Raw genomic sequence first — 20,762 nt, 5'->3', positions numbered from 1 at the left:
GCGTTTCAGATGACCATGTACCAGAGCAGAATTCTTTTCCATGCCATGGCCTTAATCGTCCTGCTGACGGTTTCCGCCGGCTGCGTCAAGAGGATGACCGCCGCGAACGAGCCTGCTCAGGCAAGGGCCACCGCTTTTGCCACGCTACGCTCCGTGACGGTCTCCCGTGACGGTTCCAGCGTCGAGCTGATCAGCGACAAGCCTCTCACCTACACCTCCTACAAAAGCGGCGAGCCGTCAAAGATCATCGTGGATATCTCCCAGACCGAACCTGGGGGCGTTTCCTCGCCGATCGAGGTGAACCGCGGCAGCGTGAAGCGGGTCGACGTGGAGCGCCAGCCGGTGGGAGGGAGCGTGCTGACCCGCGTGTCGGTGGTGCTCACCCACGACGTCGATTTCTTCGTCGCCACCGATCCCGCCGACAAGAGCAAGCTCATGATCACGCTGCCGCGCGAGGCTGAGGCCAAGCCCGAGCAGCCGGAGGTCAAGGAGGCTCCCATCGCGGAGCCGCGCATCGAAGAGAAAACGCTCGTAGCTGATGCCGCGGCAGCGACCCCGCCGGTGCACAAAAGCGACGCGCCGCCCGCTGCCGCGCCGGTTGCCGAGAAACCGGCAGCCAAGGCCCCCGCGGCCGACGCCGGCAACGGGCAGAAACTGAACGCCATCATGACCGTCGCCGACGGCGTCGAGCTCTCCGTCCAGGGTGGGGTGCAGACCTTCAACTCCTTCAAGCTCGCCAAGCCGGACCGCATCGTTCTCGACCTGTTCAAGGTCAAGAATGCCCTCGTGCAGAACGTGGTGCCCATAGGCGCCTTCGGTGTCGCCAACGCCCGCGTAGGCTCCACCCCGGACAAGGTACGCATCGTCCTTGACGCTGCAGGGGAGGACCTGCCCGCTTTCGAGGTGGTCAAGACCGATCTCGGCGTGAAGATCAAACTGAAAGCAAAGGGGCCTGCACAGGCCGAGGCAGCGGCACCGGTCCCCGCACCGGCAGCAGCACCGGCTGCTCCTGCCGAGCCCGCGGCGCCCGCAGCCGCACCGGCACCTAAACCGGCGGCTCCCGCTCCCGCTACCAGGATGAAGACGGATGTCCCCCCCAAAAAGAACGTGAAAGGGTCGCTCGAGGCTGTCGAGTTCAGGGTTGTGGACGGGGTATCCCGCATCACCATGAAACTGTACGGTACCTGCGAACCGGGTGAGCCCGTTCGCTCCGCACAGGGGCTCACCCTCACCATCAACGATTGTCAGGTACCGAAAAAACTGCAGCGCGCCATGGATACCTCCAAGTTCGGCACCCCGGTTCTCTCGGTTACCCCGTACCAGGTCAAAGGGAAGAAAGGGTACCTCACCAGGATCTCGGTGAAGCTGCACGGCAACCCCGAATACAGTACGAGCCGCAGGGGGGACGTCTACACCTGGGATATCGTGAACCCCGGCCCGGCAGTCCCGGCAAAGCTTCCCGCGGCACCCGCGCTGGTACACGGCGGCAACGACGCCGCTGCCGAACTCGCCGCTCCCCCCGCACCCGCACGCATCGAGGAGCCGATGACCGACATCTCCGCCTCGGCCGAAAAGCGTCCCGCGAAGAAGGTTTACAAGGGGAGAAGGGTAACCCTCGAGTTCTCCGACGCCGACATCAGGAAGATCTTCCAGTTGATCGCCGAGGTGAGTAACCTGAACTTCCTCATCGGCGACGATGTCACCGGGACCATCAGCATCAAGCTGGTCAACGTCCCCTGGGACCAGGCGCTCGACGTCATCCTCGACACCAAAGGGCTTGCCATGGTGCAGCAGGGTAACATCGTGCAGATCAAGCCGCGCAACAAGATGCAGAACCAGGCCGACGAGGAAGCAGCAGCGAAGAAAGCCGCCGAGCGCATGATGGAGCTTAAGACCGCGGTGTTCGAGGTGAACTACGCCTCGGTCTCCGACGTCTCCTCGCAGTTCGGCATGCTCAAAAGCGAGCGCGGCATCATCACCAAGGACGAGCGTACGAGCCGCGTCATCGTGCGGGACGTGCAGCCGGCCCTGGACGAGATGCGCGCCCTCCTGAAAAACCTCGACGCACCCGAGAAGCAGGTGATGATCGAGGCACGCATCGTCGAGGCTACCTCCACCTTCACCCGTGACCTCGGCGTGCAGTGGGGGCTCACCTACCGTGACGCTGCTGCTACTGTGGCCAACATCAACAACGTCGAGACGACCTTCGGCGGCGTCGTTTCCACCGCTGGCCCGGGGACGAGCGGCTCCGGCGGTCTCGGCCTCGGCATGTCATTCGGCAAACTGACCAGCAACGTGCAGCTCGACATGAGGCTCGCGGCGGCCGCCACCGTGGGGCAGGTGAAGATCATCTCCACTCCTAAAGTGGTGACGCTGAACAACAAGGCCGCCAAGATCTCGCAGGGGCAGTCGATCCCGTACCAGACCACCTCGGCCGAGGGGACCAAGACCGAGTTCGTCGAGGCGGCCCTCACCCTGGAGGTTACCCCGCACATCACCGCCGACGGCTCGGTAAGCATGAAGATCAAGGCGAGTAACAACTCCCCCGGCACCGGTTCCCCGCCGCCGATCAACAAGAAGGAAGCCACCACCGAACTCGTCGTCTCCAACGGCGACACCACCGTCATCGGCGGCATCTACGTCGACAGCGACACCGAGTCGGACACGGGCGTTCCGTTCCTCGCCGACATCCCGCTTCTCGGGTGGCTTTTCAAGTCAAACTCGAAGCAAAAGACCAAGACCGAACTGCTCATCTTCATTACGCCGAAGATTGTTATTTAAGGAGATCCTATGTTTAAACGGTTTGCTTTGTTGTTCTGTAACGCGTGCCTCGTCGCCGTCCTCAGCTCATGCGGGGCCGGTGACCTGGGTGGCGGGGTAGGGGAATTCACCACGGTGAACGCGACTGCAACGGCACTCACCAGCAGGCTCGAGTCCGACATCGTCAAAGGGAACAACTGTTCCGATTCCGTATCCACCGGTGGAACCGTGGTGACCGACAGCGTCAACGTAGCCTTCGCCTCAAAAGCGCTTTACACTACGGGCGCACTAGACCTCGTCATCAGCAAGATCACCATCCATTACACCCCTGTCAATTCGGCGACCACTCCGCCTATTCCGGACAGCTACGTGAACATATCCCAGACCGTTGTGCCGGGCGACACCCCGACCATCCCGGTTGCCGTCCTCACCGACGCCCAGAAGATCGCCCTCATGGAGCGTACCACGCTCCCCATGACCCTTTGCAGCTCCAGCGTCTTCGAATACTGGGTCGACATCGTCTTTGACGTCTCCGAGGTCGGGGGCAAAGGCGAGACCCACCCCGTCACCGCCAAAATGAATCTGGCCGTTGCAGACAGAATTTAAAACGACAAGGCTCCATGGATTGTTGGCAATAGGAGTGTGAAATGAATTTATCGAAAAAAATCTGCTGGGCGCTTTTGATGCTTTTCTGTGCCGTCATGCTCAGTTGTTCCGGTGACGGTGGAACGGGCGCGACCACTGCTGCCGGTGGGAAAAAATCGGCCAAGGTGCTTACCAGCGACTTCCAGGTGACCTCCGACCCAACGGACCAGTCCCAGCCCGCCATCGCCTACGACACGGTGAACCACAACCGTTACCTGAGCGTCTTCGTCGACAGCAGGAACGGTCAGCAAATCTACGGCGCCATCAGCGTCGGTTCCGACTCCCCGGGGCAGGGGCTGCCCGGCAACGTCACGTCCCTTGCCGCCAATCCGGTCAATTTCGCGATCACTAACATTACCGGCAACAAGTCCCAGCCTAAAGTCGCCTTCTACCATGACCCCAATGTAGAAAGCAACAGCATGTATCTGGTGGTTTGGACCGACTCCAGGGCAGGCTACGGCCAGATTTACGGCCAGTTTGTCAGCATGACCGGTACGCTGCTGGGAAGTAACTTCCAGATCTCCCCGCACGTCGCCAACGTAGACATAAACCAGAACGACCCCGATCTGATATACAACGAGGTGACCGGCAAGTTCGTCGTCGCCTGGGTCGATACGTCCACCTTTGACACGACCGCAAACCCCAACAACGACGTGACATACACAGCGGTGGGCGCGCAGAACTCCATCACGATCCGTCACATCCCGCTGCCGTATGCAGACAACAACATCGTGCGCACCATTGAGGTGGACCCGAACTATACCACCCACGCAACCGGAAATCTGCAGCACGTCTCTGCTAGTGTACGCGTAGGCGGCATCGTCGACACCGGGTCGGCAATTATCGATACCTGGAAGGTCCAGTTGAACGAGTCCCACCCGAGGATCGCCTACAGCCCGATCACCGGCGAGATCTTCACCAGCTGGAGCGGCTCCACCAGCACGGTGACCCTCACCATCATTTACTCGACGTCTACGACGACAACCCCCCCGTTGATCACCACGGCGATCTACAAAAGCTCTGTTTTCACCTCCATTAACGACGATGACGCCGCAACGAAGGTGAAACTGCGGAGAAACCAGGGGCTCGGCTTCATCAACGACTTCAGCTTCGGCACCGCCGGCTTCCCCGCAACGAATCCCTCGGTTTCCGTCGACCCCAACACGAACCGACTCCTCCTCGCCTGGGAAGACAACAACGGCGGCACGGAAACCGGCAAGAACATCGTAGGGCAGCTCGTCGATCTCTCTGGCTTCACCGCCTACGGCGACCCCATCCAGATCTCCAACGCCGTCGGCGACCAGACCGCTCCGGTTGCCGCCTTCGACAACGTCAACCAGCGCTTCTTCGTGGCGTGGGAAGATGCCAGGAACCAGAGCGCGAACCTGAGCAACATCGACCTTTACAGCCAGTTCGTCGACCCGCAGGGGAATCTCTCCGGCGGCAACTCCATCGTCACCGTGGCCACCGGTAACCAGCTCTCACCGGCGGTCGCCTTCGGGGACGTGAACTTCCGGAAATTCATGGTTGTGTGGAAGGACGGCCGCGCGCTTTCCAATTCGGACATCTTCGCCCAACTGCTGGAGTTCTCTTCCGCGCCGCAGCTCACCATCACCGACACGAAGGACGTGCCGATTCTGAGCGGCGCCATCGATTTCGGCAACGTCGATATCTCGTCCAGTACGCCGTACAAGGACGTCACCTTCCGTATCAGAAACGACGGTAACTCCGTTCTCACGATCAACTCGATCGTCGATCCCGCGGAGCCGTTCAAATTCACCACCCCGAAACCGACCACCATCAGCCCGGGTACCAACGCGGAAATGACGGTCCGTTTCGCCCCGACCGCGGCCGGTTCGTACTCGAACCCCGCCGAGGGGTACCGCATGATCTTCGACTCCAACGGCGGCCAGGCCGTGATCAACCTTTCCGGCGCCGGCATCGGCAACCTTCCCCTGTCCATCGCGACGTCGACGCTGCCTGACGGCACCGCCGGTTCGGTCTATCCCGGGGCGACGCTGACGGCTACCGGCGGCGTCAGGCCGTACGGTTCCTGGACCATCACTTCCGGTACGCTTCCTCCGGGGCTTACCCTTTCCGCAACCACCGGCGTGATCAGCGGAACGATCAGCCCGTCCGCCGCGTCTGCCTACACCTTCACGGTGGGCGTGACCGATTCCAACGGCGCTTCGACGACGAAGTCGCTTACCCTGAACATCACCGCCATGTCGATCACGACGTCATCGCTGCCGACATGGACCCAGCTTAAGACCGGCTACAGCGCTACGCTTGCCGCCTCCATTCCCGGCGTCACCATAAAGCCGGCAAACATGACCTGGACCGCGCAGGGGCTGCCGCAAGGGCTCCAGCTCACCTCCGCCGGTACCATCACCGACGTAAGCTCCGCCACCGGCCCGCTCATCCCAGGCTCCTACAACGTGACGGTCCAGGCCAGCTACCTCGACGATACCGTGACGCCCAACAGGACCTATTCGGCCTCGAAAAGCCTCACCCTCACCATCAACCCGGCACTTTTCATCACCACCACAAGCCTTCCCTCGGTGGTCGTCGGTGCCCCGTATAACCAGTCTCTCGTTATGCAGGGTGGGACACCCTCCTATCTCTGGCAGATCTCGGGCGGCAGTCTCCCCGCCGGACTCACCCTGAGCCCCAGCACAGGGACCATCAGCGGTGCGCCGTCGCAGACCGGCACTTTTTCCTTTACCGTGAAGGTGCTTGATTCTACCGGTGCCAGTACGACACGCGACCTTGCCATCAGGGTCAATCCGACGCTTTCCATCACCACCACCTCGCTCCCGTCCGTCGAAAACGGCGCAACCTACACGCAGGAGCTCGTAGCCGCCGGCGGCACCGAGCCGTATGTTTGGTCCATCTCCGGTAGTGGTACCCTCCCTCCAGGGCTCACACTTGACAGCGCGTCCGGTGTTATCAGCGGTAAGGCTTCCGGTTCCGGTAACTACAGTTTCAACATCAAGGTCACCGACGCCGACGGCAACTTCTACAGCAAGCTCTTCACAATCTCGGTGAGGGCCGCCGGCATCGTTTCCGGCAACCTCGTCTTCACCGATCTCGCCGGCACCGACCTCGGCGGGACCCAGAACTTCGGCGGCGTTCTCGTCAACAAGACGGCCGTTGCGACCGTGTGGGTGAAGAACACCACCACCTCCCGGATCACGGTGAGCAGTGTGGCCGCGACCGGCAACTCCAGTTTCGTGGCGAGCGGCGGCGGTAACGTCGACCCTGCGAAATCGATACCGATCAGCCTTTACTTCACCCCGAAGGCCGTATCCAGCTACAGTGGAACCCTTACCGTTACCGACTCCACGGGCTCGACTTACACGCTTGCCCTCGCCGGCAACGGTGCGAGCGCAGTTGCGGCCATTCAAGGGACCACCGGCGTCACCGACAGTACCGAGCTTTTCTTCTCTAATCCGGCTCTATCCGACTTCACTGCGAGCAAGCCGACCGAGCCGACCGAGCTGGCCAATTTCACCCCCCTTGGCGCCATCAGCCTTCGTGTGGAAAACGTGCTCGCGGAGAAGACCGTGAACGTAGCGGTCACTTTCCAGACCACGCTGAGCGACAGCAGCGTCTTCTACAAGGTGGTCAACAACCCGCTGACCAACCAGGTCACCTGGACCAAGATCGACCCGATCAGCCGCACCGGCAATACCGCGGTCTTTGCCGTTACAGACAACAACCCGCTGCACGACTCCGATCTCAACCCCGGGTACATCCAGGATCCTATCGTCGTGGGCGTCGTGGGAAGCGCTCCCGCTGGGGGCGGCACCGATACCGGCAGCACCCCGCCGTCTTCTTCCAGCGGCAAGAGCGGTTGCTTCATCGCCACCGCCGCTTACGGCAGCTACCTGGATCCGCAGGTCGTGGTGCTCAGGCACTTCCGCGACAACGTGCTCCTGAAATCGGCACCGGGTCGTGCTTTCGTCTCCTTCTACTACAAGCACAGCCCCCCGATCGCCGACTTCATCTACGAGCACGGCTTCCTGCGCCTGCTTACCCGCTGGGCGCTCACCCCGCTTATCTTCGCGGTGAAGTACCCGGTCACCATGCTGCTTCTTCCGCTGCTCTTCGCCTATAGCCGGTCCCGCAAACAAAAGATTGCGGTTCCGGCCCGGTAGGGGCGGCAGGTAGATGAAACAAACGTCAGGAGCTCTTTTCATGTTCAAACGCTTCATCGTTCTCTGTCTTGCGGTGCTCGTTCTTTCCGCATGCTCCAAGCCCCCCGCAAAGGAGCTGGTGCAGACGGCGGTCAAGAAGTTCATCCCGATGGACTTCGAGGTGCTGCAGGTCTCCGAGGTCAAGGGGATCGCGGGTCTCTATGAGGCCGCCATCAACGTCGGCGGGCACCCGGTGATTTTTTACGTCGACAAGAAGTGCGACTACATCTTCACCGGCAGCATGATGTCCACCCAGACCAAGGCCAACCTGACCAACGAGGCACAGAAGAAGTTCCAGAAGTAAGTAGTTCCGACAAAGACATCACCATCGATTCGAAAGCCAGGGAAGCTCCTGGCTTTCGTTTATCAAATAAGGAGCAGGCATGTTCAGATACCTTACCGCGGGCGAGTCGCACGGCCCGCAGTTGACCGCCATCGTCGAAGGGGCCCCCTCCGGGCTCAAGCTCACCGAGAGCGACATCAACGCGGACCTTGCGCGCAGGCAGGGGGGCTACGGGCGCGGCGGCCGCATGAAGATCGAGACGGACCGCGTGCGCATCCTCTCCGGTGTGCGCTGGGGCGAGACGCTTGGCTCCCCGATCACCCTGGTGGTGGAAAATTCGGACTGGGTGAACTGGGAACAGCGCATGTCCCCTTACGCCGAGTTTCGTGACGACAGCATCCGGGTCACCCGGGCCCGGCCCGGGCACGCCGACCTGCCGGGGGCGATGAAATACGCCCACAACGACGTGCGCAACATCCTCGAGCGCTCCAGCGCCCGCGAGACGGCGATCCGCGTGGCCGTCGGGGCGGTGGCGAAGGCTTATCTCAACCGCTTCGGCATCTCGGTCACCGGCTGCGTGACCGAACTTGGGGGCGTCAGGGCGGAGCGCCCCGCCGACGCCGGGGTGAAGGAGCTGCAGGAGAAAATCGCCAAGTCGCCTGTCTACACCTACGACGAGAAGGCCGAGGTGGAGATGATGGAGGCGATCGATCGGGCGAAGGAAGCGGGTGACACCCTGGGGGGCGTGGTCGAGGTGCGCGTGAACGGTCTCCCCGTGGGGCTTGGGAGCCACGTGCAATGGGACAGACGGCTCGACGCCCGTCTCGCTGCCGCGGTGATGAGCATCCAGGCTTTCAAGGGGGTTGAGGTAGGCGCCGGTTTCGAGACGGCCCGTCTGCCGGGCTCCAAGGTGCACGACGAGATCTTCTTCGACGAGCAGCGCGTCGCACGCGGCGAGAAGACCGGGTTCTACCGCAACACCAACCGTGCGGGAGGGCTCGAAGGAGGGATCACCAACGGCGAGGAGATCGTCATCTACGGTGCGATGAAGCCGATCCCGACCCTGTACACGCCGCTTAAGTCGGTGGACATGCTCTCCAAGGAGCCCTTCGAGGCGACCGTCGAGCGCTCCGACTGCTGCGCGGTTCCCGCCGCGTCGGTCGTCGCCGAGGCAGTAGTTGCGATCGAGATCGCAGGCGCCTTCAAGGAGAAGTTCGGCGGCGACTCCGTTTCCGAGACGGCGCGGAATTACTCGTCCTACATCGAGTACCTGCGGGAGTTTTAAGGCTTCAACGCAAAGACGCCACATCTTCTCTCCCGTGGGGAGGACACTTTATGTGTCAGTCCCTTTGCGTCTTAGCGGCTTTGCGTGTTTGCGTTAAAGGGTTTGTTTATGAATATCCGGAACATCTTTCTTACCGGCTTCATGGGGTGCGGCAAGACCACGGTCGGCCATGTGCTCGCGCAGAGGCTCGGCTGGGAGTTCGTGGACCTCGACCACGCCATCGTGGAAGAGGTGGGGATGAGCGTCAAGGAGATCTTCGCGGCACACGGCGAGCCGTACTTTCGAGAACTGGAGTCGCGCGTGCTGGTCAGAATCGCCGCCGGCAGCGGCCAGGTCATCTCGACCGGAGGTGGGGCGGTCATCGACCGCGGCAACCGCGCCGTCATGCGCCAGTACGGCCGCATTGTCAATCTGAAAGCCGATGTCCCGACCATTGTGGCGCGGGTGAGCGGCAACAGCGAACGACCCCTGCTCGCCGACGGTGCTTCCGTGGAAAAGATCCGCACCATGTTAAAGGCCCGCGAGGAGTTCTACGCCGATGCCGATCTGCGCATCGACACCACCGGCAAGGACGTCGCCGGGGTCGTGGACGAATTAATCGATTCTTTGAAGAGGTATCCGTGAACGTTCAGCATATCGAAGTGGCACTGGGAGAGCGCAGTTACGACATCGAACTCGGGGTAGGCATCCTGGGCGGTGTCGGCGCCCTCTGCCGTGCTCTCGGCCTCTCCGGTACCGCGGCCGTCGTCTCCAACACCACCGTGGCTCCGCTTTACTTCGAAACGGTGCGCGCTTCCCTCGAGGAGGCTGGCTACCGCGCGATAGAGGTCATCCTTCCGGACGGTGAAGCATACAAAAACAGCACGACCCTCAACCTCATCTACGACGGTCTGGTTGATGCGTCCTTGGACCGCGGCTCCTTCATCCTGGCCCTGGGCGGCGGGGTGATCGGGGACATGGCGGGCTTTGCCGCGGCAAGTTTTCTGCGCGGCATCCCCTTCATACAACTCCCCACCACGCTCCTTTCTCAGGTCGACTCGAGCGTCGGCGGCAAGACCGGCATCAACCACCCCCGCGGCAAGAACCTGATCGGCGCCTTCTACCAGCCTAAGGCGGTGCTGATCGACGTGAACACCCTGGACACGCTGCCTGAGCGGGAGTACCGAAGCGGCCTGGGCGAAATCGTGAAGTACGGCGCGGTGCTCGACGGCGACTTCTTCACCTTTCTCGAGCAAAACGTCGAGAAGCTCCTCGCCCGCGACAAGGAAGCGCTCATCCACGCCGTTGCGCGCAGTTGCGCCATCAAGGCGAAGGTGGTCGCTCTGGACGAGAGGGAAGGGGGGATACGTGCCGTGCTGAACTACGGTCACACGCTCGGCCACGCCGTGGAGACCCTCACCGAGTACACCGGCTACCTGCACGGCGAGGCGGTTGCCATCGGCATGGTACAGGCGGCCAAGATATCCCATCACTACGGTTACTGCAGCGATTCCGATCGCGGGCGCATCGACGCCCTTGTCGGAGCCCTCGGGCTGCCTGCCGAACTGCCCGCCTTCCCGGCCGAGCGTTACGCGGAGGCGCTTTCCCACGACAAGAAGGTGCGCGACAAGGGGCTGCTCTTCATCTGCAACCGGGGCATCGGCGCCTACAAGATGGAACGGGTCACCGACCTCAAAGCACTTCTGGAGATCTGCGGCATAGGAGAGTGACATGGTAGAGGACGCCTTATCGTTTTGGACGGAGATACAGCGCTACGAGGACCTGCTGGCCAAGGACGCCAAGTCGCTGTGTTTTGCACCGCTCTCCGAACTGTACCGGAAGCTCGGGCTTTTGGACGACGCCATCTCTGTTGCCCGTAAAGGGTGCGCCGCCCACCCCGAATACCCCCTCGGGTTTCTCGCCCTGGGCAACGCCTGCTACGCGAAGGGGGAGTCCGCGGATGCCTGCCAGGCACTGGAGAAGGCGGTAGAGCTCAAGCCGGACCACATCCAGGCCATGAAGCTTTTGAGCCAGATTTACGTCGAGCTGGGCCGGATCGACGCGGCACGCGACATCCTGGGCCGCGTCCTGCAGCGGGACCCCGAGGACCTCGAAAGCACCATGCTGCTGAACTCGATCGCATCGGCCGCTCCCGCCGCTTCCTCGGAAGAGGAGATCATTGAGGATGTAGAAATCATCGAGGATCTTGAAGAGGTGATCGAAGAGCCGCCCTACTTGGCTCCGGCGATGAGTGCGTCCCAGCCTGCTTCGGCATCGGTGCCCAAAGCGGCGGAACAGATACCGGTGCCCGAGCCCGAAGACGACGATCTTTGGGCCATCGAGGACCTTGAAGGGGAGCCTGAGTTGGCGGAAGCCCCCCCGGCTGCAGCGACCCGTCCGGGCGCACCGGACCCGCTTACGACCGCGACCCTTGCCGAACTCTACGTATCGCAGGGCTTTCTTGAGAAGGCGCAGAACATCTATCGCGAGCTCCTCACCGCCCATCCCGGCAACCAGCAGTACCGTTTAAGGCTCGAGGAACTGGCCGAACTGCAGGAACTGCAGCTTAGCCCGGCGGAACTCGCGTCGGGACAGCCGTTCGCTCAACAGCCGGCTGCAACGCCTCCTCCCGCGGCACCGGCAGCACCGCAAGCAGCGTCCGCGCCGGTGGCTGTTGCTCCGGAGCCTTTCGTCGAGCCGGCCGGTCTCGCCGAGGCGGCGGCAACGGTGGCGGCGCCCTTTGCACCTTCGTTGCCCACCGCCTCCGAAGAGATCCCCGCTGCCGCAGCAGGTTTATCCGCTTCCTTTGCCGGGATGGAATCACCTGCGGAACAGGAGGCCGCTCCGCTTGAACAACCTCGTCACGAAGACGCAGGTGGGACGGAAGGGGGCGTGGAAAGCGCCTTGGAGCGCTGGCTGGAAAACATAAGGAGAAGAAAAGATGGGGTTTAAGGCAATCCTGCGGGAGATCGTCGAGGAGAGCGGAGGGGGCCTGGGCGGGGTCATCATGGGTTATGACGGCATCGCCATCGAGGAGTACCTGCGAGAGGAGAGCGGCGTGGACGTGCAGACCATGACCATCGAATACGCCTCGGTGCTCAAGGAGATCAAAAGAACGGTCGGCGTGCTGAAGACCGGTGACCTTGAAGAGGTTTCCATCATCAGCGAGAGGTGCTGCGTCATCGTGCGCGGCATAAGCGATGAGTTCTTCGTGTCTTTGGTGCTTCCCGCCGACGGCAACTTCGGAAAGGCCCGCTACCTCTTGAAACGCGCCGCACCGGGGCTCAGGGAGGAACTCAAATGAGCGCTGCCAAGCTGAAGGTGCTCGTTTTACACGGGCCGAACCTGAACCTCCTTGGGGTCAGGGAGCCCGGTGTCTACGGCACCATGACCCTTGAGGGGATCAACAAGGAGCTTACCGCGCTGGCCGAAGAGTTGTCGCTTGACCTCAAAATTCTGCAAAGCAACAGCGAAGGCGATCTGGTGGACGCCATCCAGGGGGCCATGGCGGACTGCCGCGGCATCCTGATAAACCCCGCCGCTTATACCCACACGAGCGTCGCCATCCGCGACGCGATCGCTGCCACGGCGCTTCCGGCCGTGGAGGTGCACCTCTCCAACGTCCACGCCCGGGAAGCCTTCCGAAGCCACAGTTATATCGCCCCGGTGGCGGTCGGCCAGATCTGCGGTTTCGGCGCCGACAGCTACCTTTTGGGGCTCAGAGCCCTTGCCAAACGGCTGGGAAAATAAGATTGTCTTACGGACGGAATTATGATAGGTAACAGAATCCCCGCGGCCCGAGAGTGCCTGAAACGGTTCAACGCCGATCTGTTGCTGGTGACAAACCTCAGCAACATCAGGTATCTAACCGGTTTTACCGGCAGCGAGGCGCTGCTCATTCTCTCTCCAGAAGACGGGTGGTTTCTTACCGATTCCCGTTACACCTCACAGGCGGGCGCCGAGGTCACGGGCGCAAAGGTCATCGAGTTCTCGAGCCGTATGGACGGGCTGGTCGAGCGGCTGCTGGAGCTCCGTCCGGCCAGGGTCGCCTTCGAGGCCGGATCCACCACCGTCGCCTTCTACCAGGAACTCTGCGGCAAGACGCCGGGGATCGAATACCTTCCCGCCGATGCGGAGCTAGCCGGTCTGCGCACCGTCAAGGATGCCGGCGAACTTGCGATCCTGGAGCAGGTAGCCGCTATCGCCTCCGAGGCGCTCCTCGAGACGGTGGCGCGCCTGAAGCCGGGCATGACCGAAGCCGAGGTCGCCTGGATGCTCGAAGTGGCGATGCGTGAAAAGGGGGCTGAAGGGAAATCCTTCGATTTCATCGTGGCCTCCGGCGAGCGCGGCGCACTTCCGCACGGTCGGGCCTCGGAGAAGAAACTTGCCGCGGGAGAACTGGTCACCATAGACTTCGGTGCCATCTACCGGGGCTACTGCTCGGACGAGACGGTGACCGTCTGTCTGGGAGAACCCGACGCGAAGCAGCGCGAGGTGTACGAGACAGTTCTGGCGGCCCAGCGGGCGGCCATGTTCGCGGTGCATCCCGGCATGAGTTTCAAGGACCTGGACGCCAAGGCGCGCGACCTCATCGCGGGCAAAGGGTACGGGGCCTATTTCGGTCACGGCCTCGGGCACGGTGTCGGTATCGACATCCACGAACACCCGGCCGCGTCGCCGCGCAGCAAGCACGTCATCCAGGAGGGGATGGTCTTCACCATCGAGCCGGGGATTTACATCCCGGAATGGGGTGGGGTCCGTATCGAGGACACCGTGGTCGTCGAGAAAAACGGCTGCCGCCCGATCACCAGGGTCCCCAAGGACCTGATCATAGTTTGACTTTGAAGTCCCCCTTTGCGAAGGGGGATTTAGGGGGATTTCAGCTGGGTTGGCAGAGGCAAATCCCCCCCGGCCCCCCTTCGCAAAGGGGGGAGTTGAAAGTAGCCCATCACAAAGTGGGGAGCTTAAAGCGCAACGTTTGTTTTTAGGGGGGCTTCTCCGGCTGCAACGGGGCGGCCCACAACCATGCAATAAAGGAGAAAGATGTGGATATAAAAGACCTGAAGATGCTGATCAAGATGGTAACGGAGACCGACATCACCGAGTTCGAGCTGGAGAACACCGACGAGAAGGTGGTCATCAAGAGGGGCTGCGCCGCTCCGCAGTTCCAGATGCAGGCACCCGTCGCTTACCAGTACGCACCGGCCGCTCCCGTCGCTCCCGCCGCCCCCGCAGCTCCGGCTGCCGCTTCCGCAGCAGCTCCGGCCGCTGCCGAGAAAGAGCAGGGCGACGTGATCACTTCCCCCATCGTCGGCACCTTCTACCGCGCTCCCGCTCCGGAAGCCGCTGCCTACGTTGAAGTCGGCCAGATCGTGGAGAAGGGACAGGTGCTCTGCATCGTCGAGGCGATGAAGCTCATGAACGAGATCGAGGCGGAGTTCAAGTGCAAGATCCTCAAGATCTGCAAGGAGAACGCCCAGCCGGTCGAGTACGGCGACGCCCTGTTCGTGGTGGAGAAGCTGTAATCAAACAGATTTAGATGAAGATCGAGCCTTGGATTGCGTGCCGATCTGAATCTCGATCTTTATCTGTTTCCTGGAGACATCGATGTTCCATAAAATTCTTATCGCCAACCGGGGGGAGATTGCCCTCCGGATCATCAGGACCTGCAAGGAGATGGGGATCAAGACGGTTGCCGTCTACTCCTCTGCCGATGCAGAGTCGCTGCACGTAAAGCTCGCCGACGAGAGCGTCTGCATCGGACCGGCACCGAGCCTCTCCAGTTACCTGAACATCAACGCCATCATCTCCGCGGCGGAGCTGACCGACGCCGAGGCGATCCACCCCGGCTACGGCTTCCTCTCCGAAAACCCGCGCTTTGCCGAGATCTGCGAGAAGTGCGGCATCACCTTCATCGGCCCCACCGCCGAGAGCATGCGCATCATGGGTGACAAGATCTCCGCGCGTCAGGCCGTCATCAAGGTCGGCGTACCCATCCTCCCCGGCACCAAGGAGGGGGTGAACGACGTCAACGAGGCGATCAAAGTTGCCAAGGAGATCGGCTTCCCCGTCATCATCAAGGCGACGGCGGGAGGCGGCGGGCGCGGCATGAAGATCGTGCACTCGCCGGCGGCTCTTCCGAACGCCTTCATGACCGCAAGGTCCGAGGCGCAGACCGGCTTCGGCAACCCCGAGGTCTACATCGAGCGCTACTGCGAAAACCCGCGCCACGTCGAGATCCAGGTGCTTGCCGACAAGCACGGCAACGTCATCCATCTTGGGGAGCGTGACTGCTCGATTCAGCGCCGTCACCAGAAGGTGATCGAGGAGGCCCCCTCCACCGTCACCACTCCCGAGCTCAGGAAAAAGATGGGCGAGGCCGCGGTTGCGGCAGCGAAGGCCGTCAACTACTCGAGCGTCGGCACCATGGAGTTCCTGGTCGACAAGAAGAACAACTTCTACTTCATGGAAATGAACACCCGCGTCCAGGTGGAGCATCCGGTAACCGAGATGATCACCGGCGTCGACATCGTGAAGGAGCAGATCCGCTCCGCCTACGGCGAGAAACTCCGCTACACCCAGGCAGACATCAAGATCAAGGGGCACGCCATAGAGTGCCGCATCAACGCCGAGGACTCGGTGAAGTTCACCCCGTGCCCCGGCAAGATCACCGATCACCACACCCCGGGGGGACTCGGCGTCCGTGTCGACTCCTTCGTCTACACCAACTACACCGTCGTTCCGCACTACGACTCGCTCATCGCGAAGCTCATCGTACATGCCGACACCAGGGACGAGGCGATCAAGCGTATGGCCCGCGCCCTCGACGAGTACATCGTCGACGGGATCAAGACCACCATCCCGTTCCACAAGCGGATCATGGCGAACAAGGACTTCATTGAAGGGAACATAGATACCGGTTTCATTGAAAGGCTGGTGCTGGAGTAAACTATGGACTTTCCCGAAGAACTCAAATACAGCAAGGAACATCTCTGGGTGCGCGTCGAGGGTGACCGGGCCGTCATCGGCATCACCGATTACGCGCAGGCGGAGCTTGGCAACGTAACCTCGGTAGAGCTGCCGGAGCCGGGCGACGAACTGGAGCAGGACGACTCCTTCGGCTCCATCGAGGCGAGAAAGACGGTCGCCGACCTCTACGCGCCGCTTTCCGGGACCGTGCTCGAGTCCAACTCCGAGCTCGGAACCGCACCGGAGTTCGTGAACGATGACCCTTATGACGGCGGCTGGCTGGTCGTCATCGAGATGGCCGACCCTGAGGAACTGAACCTCCTCATGTCCGCCGAGCTTTACGAGGACACCGTCTCGGTCTCAGAAGAATAACAAGAAGTTGCACCCGATATACCAGAAAAGGCGAGAGATACTCTCGCCTTTTCGTTTTGTTTCTTAAGCCTTATCCTGGAGCTTTGCCGTGACCATCAATATCGGACACATCAAGTACGCGAACTGCACCCCCATCTTCACCGCCCTCGAATCCCATTTCGACTGCACCGGCTACCGTTTCGTGGACGGAGTCCCGGCACAACTGAACGCGATGCTTAGGGCAGGCGGCATAGACTTAAGCCCTTCCTCGTCCATTGAATACGCCATGGCGCACGAGCAGTACTGCCTGTTGCCGGAGCTCTCCATCAGCGCCATAGGGCCGGTGAAGAGCGTCTTCATGTTCTCGCGCGTGCCGATCGAGGAGTTGGACGGCGCCGCCATCGGCCTCACCGCCGAATCGGACACCTCGGTCAACCTTCTGAAGGTGCTACTCGCCCGCAAGTACGGCTTCACTAACACCTTCGAACGCACCACGCTACCCCTTGCCGAGGCCCTGGAGCGCTTCCCCGGCCTGCTCCTCATCGGCGACTTGGCGCTCAAAGGCGCCGCCTCCGGTTCCGGCTTCTTTTGCTACGACTTGGGGCAGCTCTGGCACGAGTTTACCGGGCTCCCCTTCGTGTTCGCGCTCTGGATCGTGCGGCGCGACGCGGCGCGCGAAAAGCACGCGGAGCTCAAGGCGCTCGCCAGGGACCTGGTGGCCGCCAAAAAGCTCGCGTATGACAGCTACGCCGAGATTGCTGCGGGGAGCGAGGAGCGCGCCTGGCTCAGCGAGGAGGCACTGGTGGATTACTGGCAGACCATCTCGTACGAGCTGACCGAGGCCCATCTGGAAGGGGCACGCCTTTTCTTCCGGTATGCTTTCGAGATGAGGCTGATCCCGAGCCTGCCGGAGTTGCGTTTTCTGGAATAGGGGGGAAGAACCGGTTCAATTCCGGTTCCCGAGTTTTGAACCGCGGCTACGTGAATTCAAAAGGCCCTTCGGACGTTTGAAAAAAAATTTCCGGATTTCAAACGTGCGGCCCTCGTGTTGATTTTCGTTTTTGAAGTTTCTCACCGCGTCTTGATGCGTTGAAAAAATTTTCCGCCGTTTGAATTTTATTTTTTGAAGTTCAAACGAGCGGCCCTCGTGTTGAATTTTTTTTTTGGAGTTTCAAACCGTCTCTTGGCGAGTTGAAAAAATTTTCTGCCGTTTGAATTTTATTTTTTGAAGTTCAAACGTGCGGCCCTCGTGTTGAATTTTTTTTTTGGAGTTTCAAACCGCGTCTTGGCGAGTTGAAAAAAATTTCCGCCGTTTGAATTTTATTTTTTGAAGTTTAAACGCGCGTCCATCGATTTGAATTTCCGTTTTGAAATTTCAAACCGCGTCTTAACGAGTTGAAAAAAAATTCTGTCATTTGAAATTCACTTTTTTGATTTCAAACGCACGTCGGGCTCGTTCGTTTTAAACCAGCGCTTCTATAACTCTCCTGCCGCTTTTTTACTGCGATAGTCTGAAAGAATCCGTGCGTGGTCGAAACAGAGTGGTTCGGGGAGTGCGTCGATGGGGAAGATGCCGAATGCTGCCGCATCGTCGCCCGCGTTGGGGGTGCCGGTGGCCGTGGCTACGTACACGGTCGAGATGTTGTGGCTGCGCTTATCGCGGGCCGGGTCCGAGTAGCATCCCAGCAGCCGCAACTGTTCTTCTTCCAGCTCGAGGCCGATCTCTTCCTGCATCTCCCGCACGGCCGCATGCTCCAGCGTTTCGCCGTAGTCGACAAACCCGCCCGGGATGGCCCAACCCAAGGGCTCGTTCTTGCGCTCGATGAGCACGACCCCTTCGGGGAGTTCTACGATCACGTCCACGGTCGGCAGAGGGTTCCGGTACTGTTTGACCTTGGCACCGCACGCGGGGCAGGCGAGGAAGTCAAAAGGCATCACTAGCCTCCAGTTCAATAGTTGATACAAAAAAAGGGAGGACGTTTCGGTCCTCCCTTTTATGGTACAGCAGATTGTTCTGGGTACTACTTCTTCTTCTTGGCGCCCGCAGCTTTCTTGGAAGCTTTGAGCGGGTTGATCTTGGCGTCGTCGGTCTTGATCTCGACCTTGACGTGGGTAGCGAAGTTGCAGATACCGCCGACCCACTTCTTCTCGGGGGCCGGGTATGCGCTGCAAACCTTCCCGATGGAGCCATCGACTACCCTGTCGCAACCTTCGCAGTTCTCTACGATAAGCTGGCAGGAACCTTCGGTAAATACACAACCCTGTTTACCCCAGAAAGTGCACTCGGCACCAGGAAGTACGGTTTGACATTGCATGTTTTAAGCCTCCTCAATTGCTTCGTAATCGTTGATAAAAGACACTCTACCAATTTCGAAAGAAAAATGTCAACCCACTTTTTTCCCGAAAACTTGACTCTCCTACCGCATTGAATTAATCTCTAGTAATTATTCTATCGGGTCGCTTGGCGCTCCTGTTTTCGATGTGTTATACAATTCGATACTGGACGTTTTGCCACAGCAGGTGGCCTTACTATCAATTGTCCTGGAGGGTTTATGCAGCGAATCACTTTCGGCACTTCCGGCTGGCGCGGCATCATGTGTGAGGACTTCATCTTTGAGAATGTTAAGGTAGTGACCCAGGCCATTGCCGATCACGTTAAGAGTACCGGCGAAGCGAATAAAGGCATCATCGTCGGCTACGATTCAAGGTTCATGGGGGAAGCGTTCGCAAAGGAGTCCGCACGCGTCTTGACCGGCGCCGGTATCCCCACCTTTTTGTGTGTCCGCGATACTCCCACCCCGGTCATCTCGTTCGAGATCCTGAGAAGGGGCGCCGCCGGCGCCATCAACTTTACCGCAAGCCATAATCCTCCGGAGTATAACGGCATCAAGTTTTCTCCCTCCTGGGGCGGCCCCGCACTTCCCGAAACCACCAACGACATCGAGCGCCGCGCCAACGAGATGTCCGGCGAGATCTGCTACAACGAGTGTCCTCTTGACGAGGCGGCCCGGAAGGGACTCCTTGAGGAGATCGACCCGATGCAGGACTACCTTGCCGATCTCGCCAAGAAGGTCGACTTCGCCGCCATCGCCAAACTCGGCACCGTCGCGGTCAACCCGCTCTACGGCACGGCGCGCGGCTACCTCGCCGAACCGCTCAAGGCGCACGGCGTGAAGGTGGTTCAGATGAATGCGAACCGCGATCCGTATTTCGGCGGCTTTCCCCCCGAGCCCAGCGAGAAGTATATCCACGATTTCATAAAACTTGTGCAGCAGGACCCGGAAATTTCTCTCGGCATCGCAACCGACGGCGACGCGGACCGCTTCGGCATCGTCGACGGAGACGGGAGCTTCATCGAACCGAACTACATCATCGCCCTTCTTCTGGATTACCTGGTCCGGGTGAAGGGGATGACCGGCGGGGTCGGTCGCTCGGTCGCCACCTCCCATCTCGTCGACGCCGTGGCGAAGATGCACGGCATCAAGGTGTACGAAACGCCCGTCGGCTTCAAGTTCGTCGGCGAACTGATCAGCCAGGGGAAAATTATCATCGGCGGCGAGGAAAGCGCCGGTTTGTCCATCAAGGGGCACGTGCCCGAGAAGGACGGCATTCTGGCCTGCTTGCTGGTAGCGGAGATGGTTGCGCACGAGGGGATGCCGGTCAAGGCGCTTTTGGAGCGGCTCTACAGCAAGGTTGGGCGCTATCTCACCAAGCGGGTGAACATCACGCTCTCCCCCGAACTGGAGGAGTCTTTCCCGCAGACCATCGCAGCCACTCCGGCGAGCTTCGCCGGAGAGGCGGTGCGGGAAAAGATCACCGTGGACGGGAACAAGTTCCTTCTCGAAGACGGCAGCTGGCTTTTGTTCCGGAAGTCGGGCACCGAGCCGGTGGTGCGTCTTTACTGCGAGGCCTCCAGCGAAGATCGTCTCCAGGCGCTCGTGGAAGCAGGCCGGGCATTCATCCTGGGCAAATAGGAAAACCTCATCGCACAAGGGACGCAGACGCCAAAAGGGAACCGTTCTTTCCCGGGCGCTCTGCGTTCCCTTTTTCAGTTGCCGCTTTTTTGCGCGGCAGCAGACTGCATCGCAGGCAGGGCCTCGAAAGCAACGACGATACCCGTTCACGATCGTGGTACAACTTCCTTCGCACATTCCCCCACTTACCGCTTCGTGATTGGTTTCTTTCCCGCCGCTGCCGCATGGGGAGCGGGAATTGCAATTCCTGCCGTAAACTCTGGATAAAAAAAGTACCTGACCACTTTGCTGTTGTTTCGGGGTCGTTTAGGGGTTGT

At 60.6% G+C, this 20,762-nt stretch carries 18 protein-coding genes; 16 read left to right on the top strand and 2 right to left on the bottom strand.

Translation table 11 applies throughout. The features are described 5' to 3' along the window. The first annotated feature begins 9 nt into the window (after window positions 1–9). The 15 genes from pilQ (at window position 10) to E4633_RS16660 (ending at window position 17,402) form a co-directional block, all read left to right on the top strand. Window positions 10–2,781 (top strand): type IV pilus secretin family protein, encoded by a 2,772-nt coding sequence (gene pilQ / locus E4633_RS16730; RefSeq protein ID WP_135871872.1) that lies wholly within the window; start codon window positions 10–12, stop codon window positions 2,779–2,781. Window positions 2,782–2,790: 9 nt separating this feature from the next. Beyond that, entirely contained in the window at window positions 2,791–3,366 is a 576-nt protein-coding gene (locus E4633_RS16725; protein ID WP_135871870.1) for a hypothetical protein, read from the top strand. 41 nt (window positions 3,367–3,407) lie between these two features. After that, entirely contained in the window at window positions 3,408–7,565 is a 4,158-nt protein-coding gene (locus E4633_RS16720; RefSeq protein ID WP_135871868.1) for a putative Ig domain-containing protein, read from the top strand. A gap of 40 nt (window positions 7,566–7,605) precedes the next feature. Continuing rightward, a complete protein-coding gene (locus E4633_RS16715; protein ID WP_135871866.1) occupies window positions 7,606–7,908 on the top strand; it encodes a disulfide isomerase DsbC N-terminal domain-containing protein in 303 nt (100 codons plus the stop codon). A 79-nt stretch (window positions 7,909–7,987) separates the two neighbouring features. Further along, complete coding sequence (gene aroC / locus E4633_RS16710; RefSeq protein WP_135871864.1) at window positions 7,988–9,172, top strand: chorismate synthase; 1,185 nt, start codon at window positions 7,988–7,990, stop codon at window positions 9,170–9,172. A 108-nt stretch (window positions 9,173–9,280) separates the two neighbouring features. Beyond that, complete coding sequence (locus tag E4633_RS16705) at window positions 9,281–9,796, top strand: shikimate kinase (protein WP_135871862.1); 516 nt, start codon at window positions 9,281–9,283, stop codon at window positions 9,794–9,796. After that, entirely contained in the window at window positions 9,793–10,881 is a 1,089-nt protein-coding gene (gene aroB / locus E4633_RS16700) for a 3-dehydroquinate synthase (RefSeq protein ID WP_135871860.1), read from the top strand. Before E4633_RS16705 ends, aroB begins: the two co-directional genes overlap by 4 nt. 1 nt (window position 10,882) lies before the next feature. Then, entirely contained in the window at window positions 10,883–12,103 is a 1,221-nt protein-coding gene (locus E4633_RS16695; RefSeq protein ID WP_135871858.1) for a tetratricopeptide repeat protein, read from the top strand. Then, entirely contained in the window at window positions 12,093–12,455 is a 363-nt protein-coding gene (locus tag E4633_RS16690) for a roadblock/LC7 domain-containing protein (protein ID WP_135871856.1), read from the top strand. The genes E4633_RS16695 and E4633_RS16690 overlap by 11 nt, the downstream gene beginning before the upstream one ends. An 11-nt stretch (window positions 12,456–12,466) precedes the next feature. Then, entirely contained in the window at window positions 12,467–12,901 is a 435-nt protein-coding gene (gene aroQ, locus E4633_RS16685) for a type II 3-dehydroquinate dehydratase (protein WP_198419472.1), read from the top strand. Between the two features lie 21 nt (window positions 12,902–12,922). Continuing rightward, window positions 12,923–13,990, top strand: coding sequence for a M24 family metallopeptidase (locus E4633_RS16680; protein ID WP_135871852.1), 1,068 nt, complete (start codon window positions 12,923–12,925; stop codon window positions 13,988–13,990). A 206-nt stretch (window positions 13,991–14,196) separates the two neighbouring features. Then, complete coding sequence (gene accB, locus E4633_RS16675) at window positions 14,197–14,676, top strand: acetyl-CoA carboxylase biotin carboxyl carrier protein (RefSeq protein WP_135871850.1); 480 nt, start codon at window positions 14,197–14,199, stop codon at window positions 14,674–14,676. 82 nt (window positions 14,677–14,758) lie between these two features. Continuing rightward, a complete protein-coding gene (gene accC, locus E4633_RS16670; RefSeq protein WP_135871848.1) occupies window positions 14,759–16,099 on the top strand; it encodes an acetyl-CoA carboxylase biotin carboxylase subunit in 1,341 nt (446 codons plus the stop codon). Between the two features lie 3 nt (window positions 16,100–16,102). Next, window positions 16,103–16,492 (top strand): glycine cleavage system protein GcvH, encoded by a 390-nt coding sequence (gene gcvH, locus E4633_RS16665; protein WP_135871846.1) that lies wholly within the window; start codon window positions 16,103–16,105, stop codon window positions 16,490–16,492. 88 nt (window positions 16,493–16,580) lie between these two features. After that, window positions 16,581–17,402 carry a menaquinone biosynthetic enzyme MqnA/MqnD family protein gene (locus tag E4633_RS16660; protein ID WP_135871844.1) on the top strand — a complete coding sequence of 274 codons (822 nt, stop codon included), beginning with the start codon at window positions 16,581–16,583 and terminating at the stop codon, window positions 17,400–17,402. Between the two features lie 545 nt (window positions 17,403–17,947). Here E4633_RS16660 and E4633_RS16655 read toward each other — a convergent pair. Together E4633_RS16655 and E4633_RS16650 are read right to left on the bottom strand one after the other, a co-directional pair. Beyond that, the gene (locus tag E4633_RS16655) at window positions 17,948–18,406 is read right to left on the bottom strand and encodes an NUDIX domain-containing protein (RefSeq protein ID WP_135871842.1); all 459 of its coding nucleotides are present in this window, start codon (window positions 18,404–18,406) and stop codon (window positions 17,948–17,950) included. An 86-nt stretch (window positions 18,407–18,492) separates the two neighbouring features. Beyond that, the gene (locus tag E4633_RS16650; protein WP_129127722.1) at window positions 18,493–18,786 is read right to left on the bottom strand and encodes a PxxKW family cysteine-rich protein; all 294 of its coding nucleotides are present in this window, start codon (window positions 18,784–18,786) and stop codon (window positions 18,493–18,495) included. Window positions 18,787–19,023: 237 nt separating this feature from the next. Between E4633_RS16650 and E4633_RS16645 the strand changes: the two genes are divergently transcribed. Beyond that, a complete protein-coding gene (locus E4633_RS16645; protein WP_135871840.1) occupies window positions 19,024–20,445 on the top strand; it encodes a phosphoglucomutase/phosphomannomutase family protein in 1,422 nt (473 codons plus the stop codon). Window positions 20,446–20,762 lie beyond the last annotated feature (317 nt).

Origin of the sequence: Geomonas terrae, assembly GCF_004791675.1 — a bacterium.
In the GTDB taxonomy this organism is placed as follows: Bacteria; Desulfobacterota; Desulfuromonadia; order Geobacterales; family Geobacteraceae; genus Geomonas; species Geomonas edaphica.
The sequence above is the reverse complement of the archived record's forward strand: the minus strand, read 5'-3'. Positions and strand labels throughout refer to the sequence as shown.

Coding starts and splice junctions, on each gene's coding strand:
- pilQ (WP_135871872.1), top strand. CDS start 10: ATGACCATGTACCAGAGCAGAATTCTTTTCCATGCCATGGCCTTAATC.
- E4633_RS16725 (WP_135871870.1), top strand. CDS start 2,791: ATGTTTAAACGGTTTGCTTTGTTGTTCTGTAACGCGTGCCTCGTCGCC.
- E4633_RS16720 (WP_135871868.1), top strand. CDS start 3,408: ATGAATTTATCGAAAAAAATCTGCTGGGCGCTTTTGATGCTTTTCTGT.
- E4633_RS16715 (WP_135871866.1), top strand. CDS start 7,606: ATGTTCAAACGCTTCATCGTTCTCTGTCTTGCGGTGCTCGTTCTTTCC.
- aroC (WP_135871864.1), top strand. CDS start 7,988: ATGTTCAGATACCTTACCGCGGGCGAGTCGCACGGCCCGCAGTTGACC.
- E4633_RS16705 (WP_135871862.1), top strand. CDS start 9,281: ATGAATATCCGGAACATCTTTCTTACCGGCTTCATGGGGTGCGGCAAG.
- E4633_RS16695 (WP_135871858.1), top strand. CDS start 10,883: ATGGTAGAGGACGCCTTATCGTTTTGGACGGAGATACAGCGCTACGAG.
- E4633_RS16690 (WP_135871856.1), top strand. CDS start 12,093: ATGGGGTTTAAGGCAATCCTGCGGGAGATCGTCGAGGAGAGCGGAGGG.
- E4633_RS16680 (WP_135871852.1), top strand. CDS start 12,923: ATGATAGGTAACAGAATCCCCGCGGCCCGAGAGTGCCTGAAACGGTTC.
- accC (WP_135871848.1), top strand. CDS start 14,759: ATGTTCCATAAAATTCTTATCGCCAACCGGGGGGAGATTGCCCTCCGG.
- gcvH (WP_135871846.1), top strand. CDS start 16,103: ATGGACTTTCCCGAAGAACTCAAATACAGCAAGGAACATCTCTGGGTG.
- E4633_RS16655 (WP_135871842.1), bottom strand. CDS start 18,406: ATGCCTTTTGACTTCCTCGCCTGCCCCGCGTGCGGTGCCAAGGTCAAA.
- E4633_RS16650 (WP_129127722.1), bottom strand. CDS start 18,786: ATGCAATGTCAAACCGTACTTCCTGGTGCCGAGTGCACTTTCTGGGGT.
- E4633_RS16645 (WP_135871840.1), top strand. CDS start 19,024: ATGCAGCGAATCACTTTCGGCACTTCCGGCTGGCGCGGCATCATGTGT.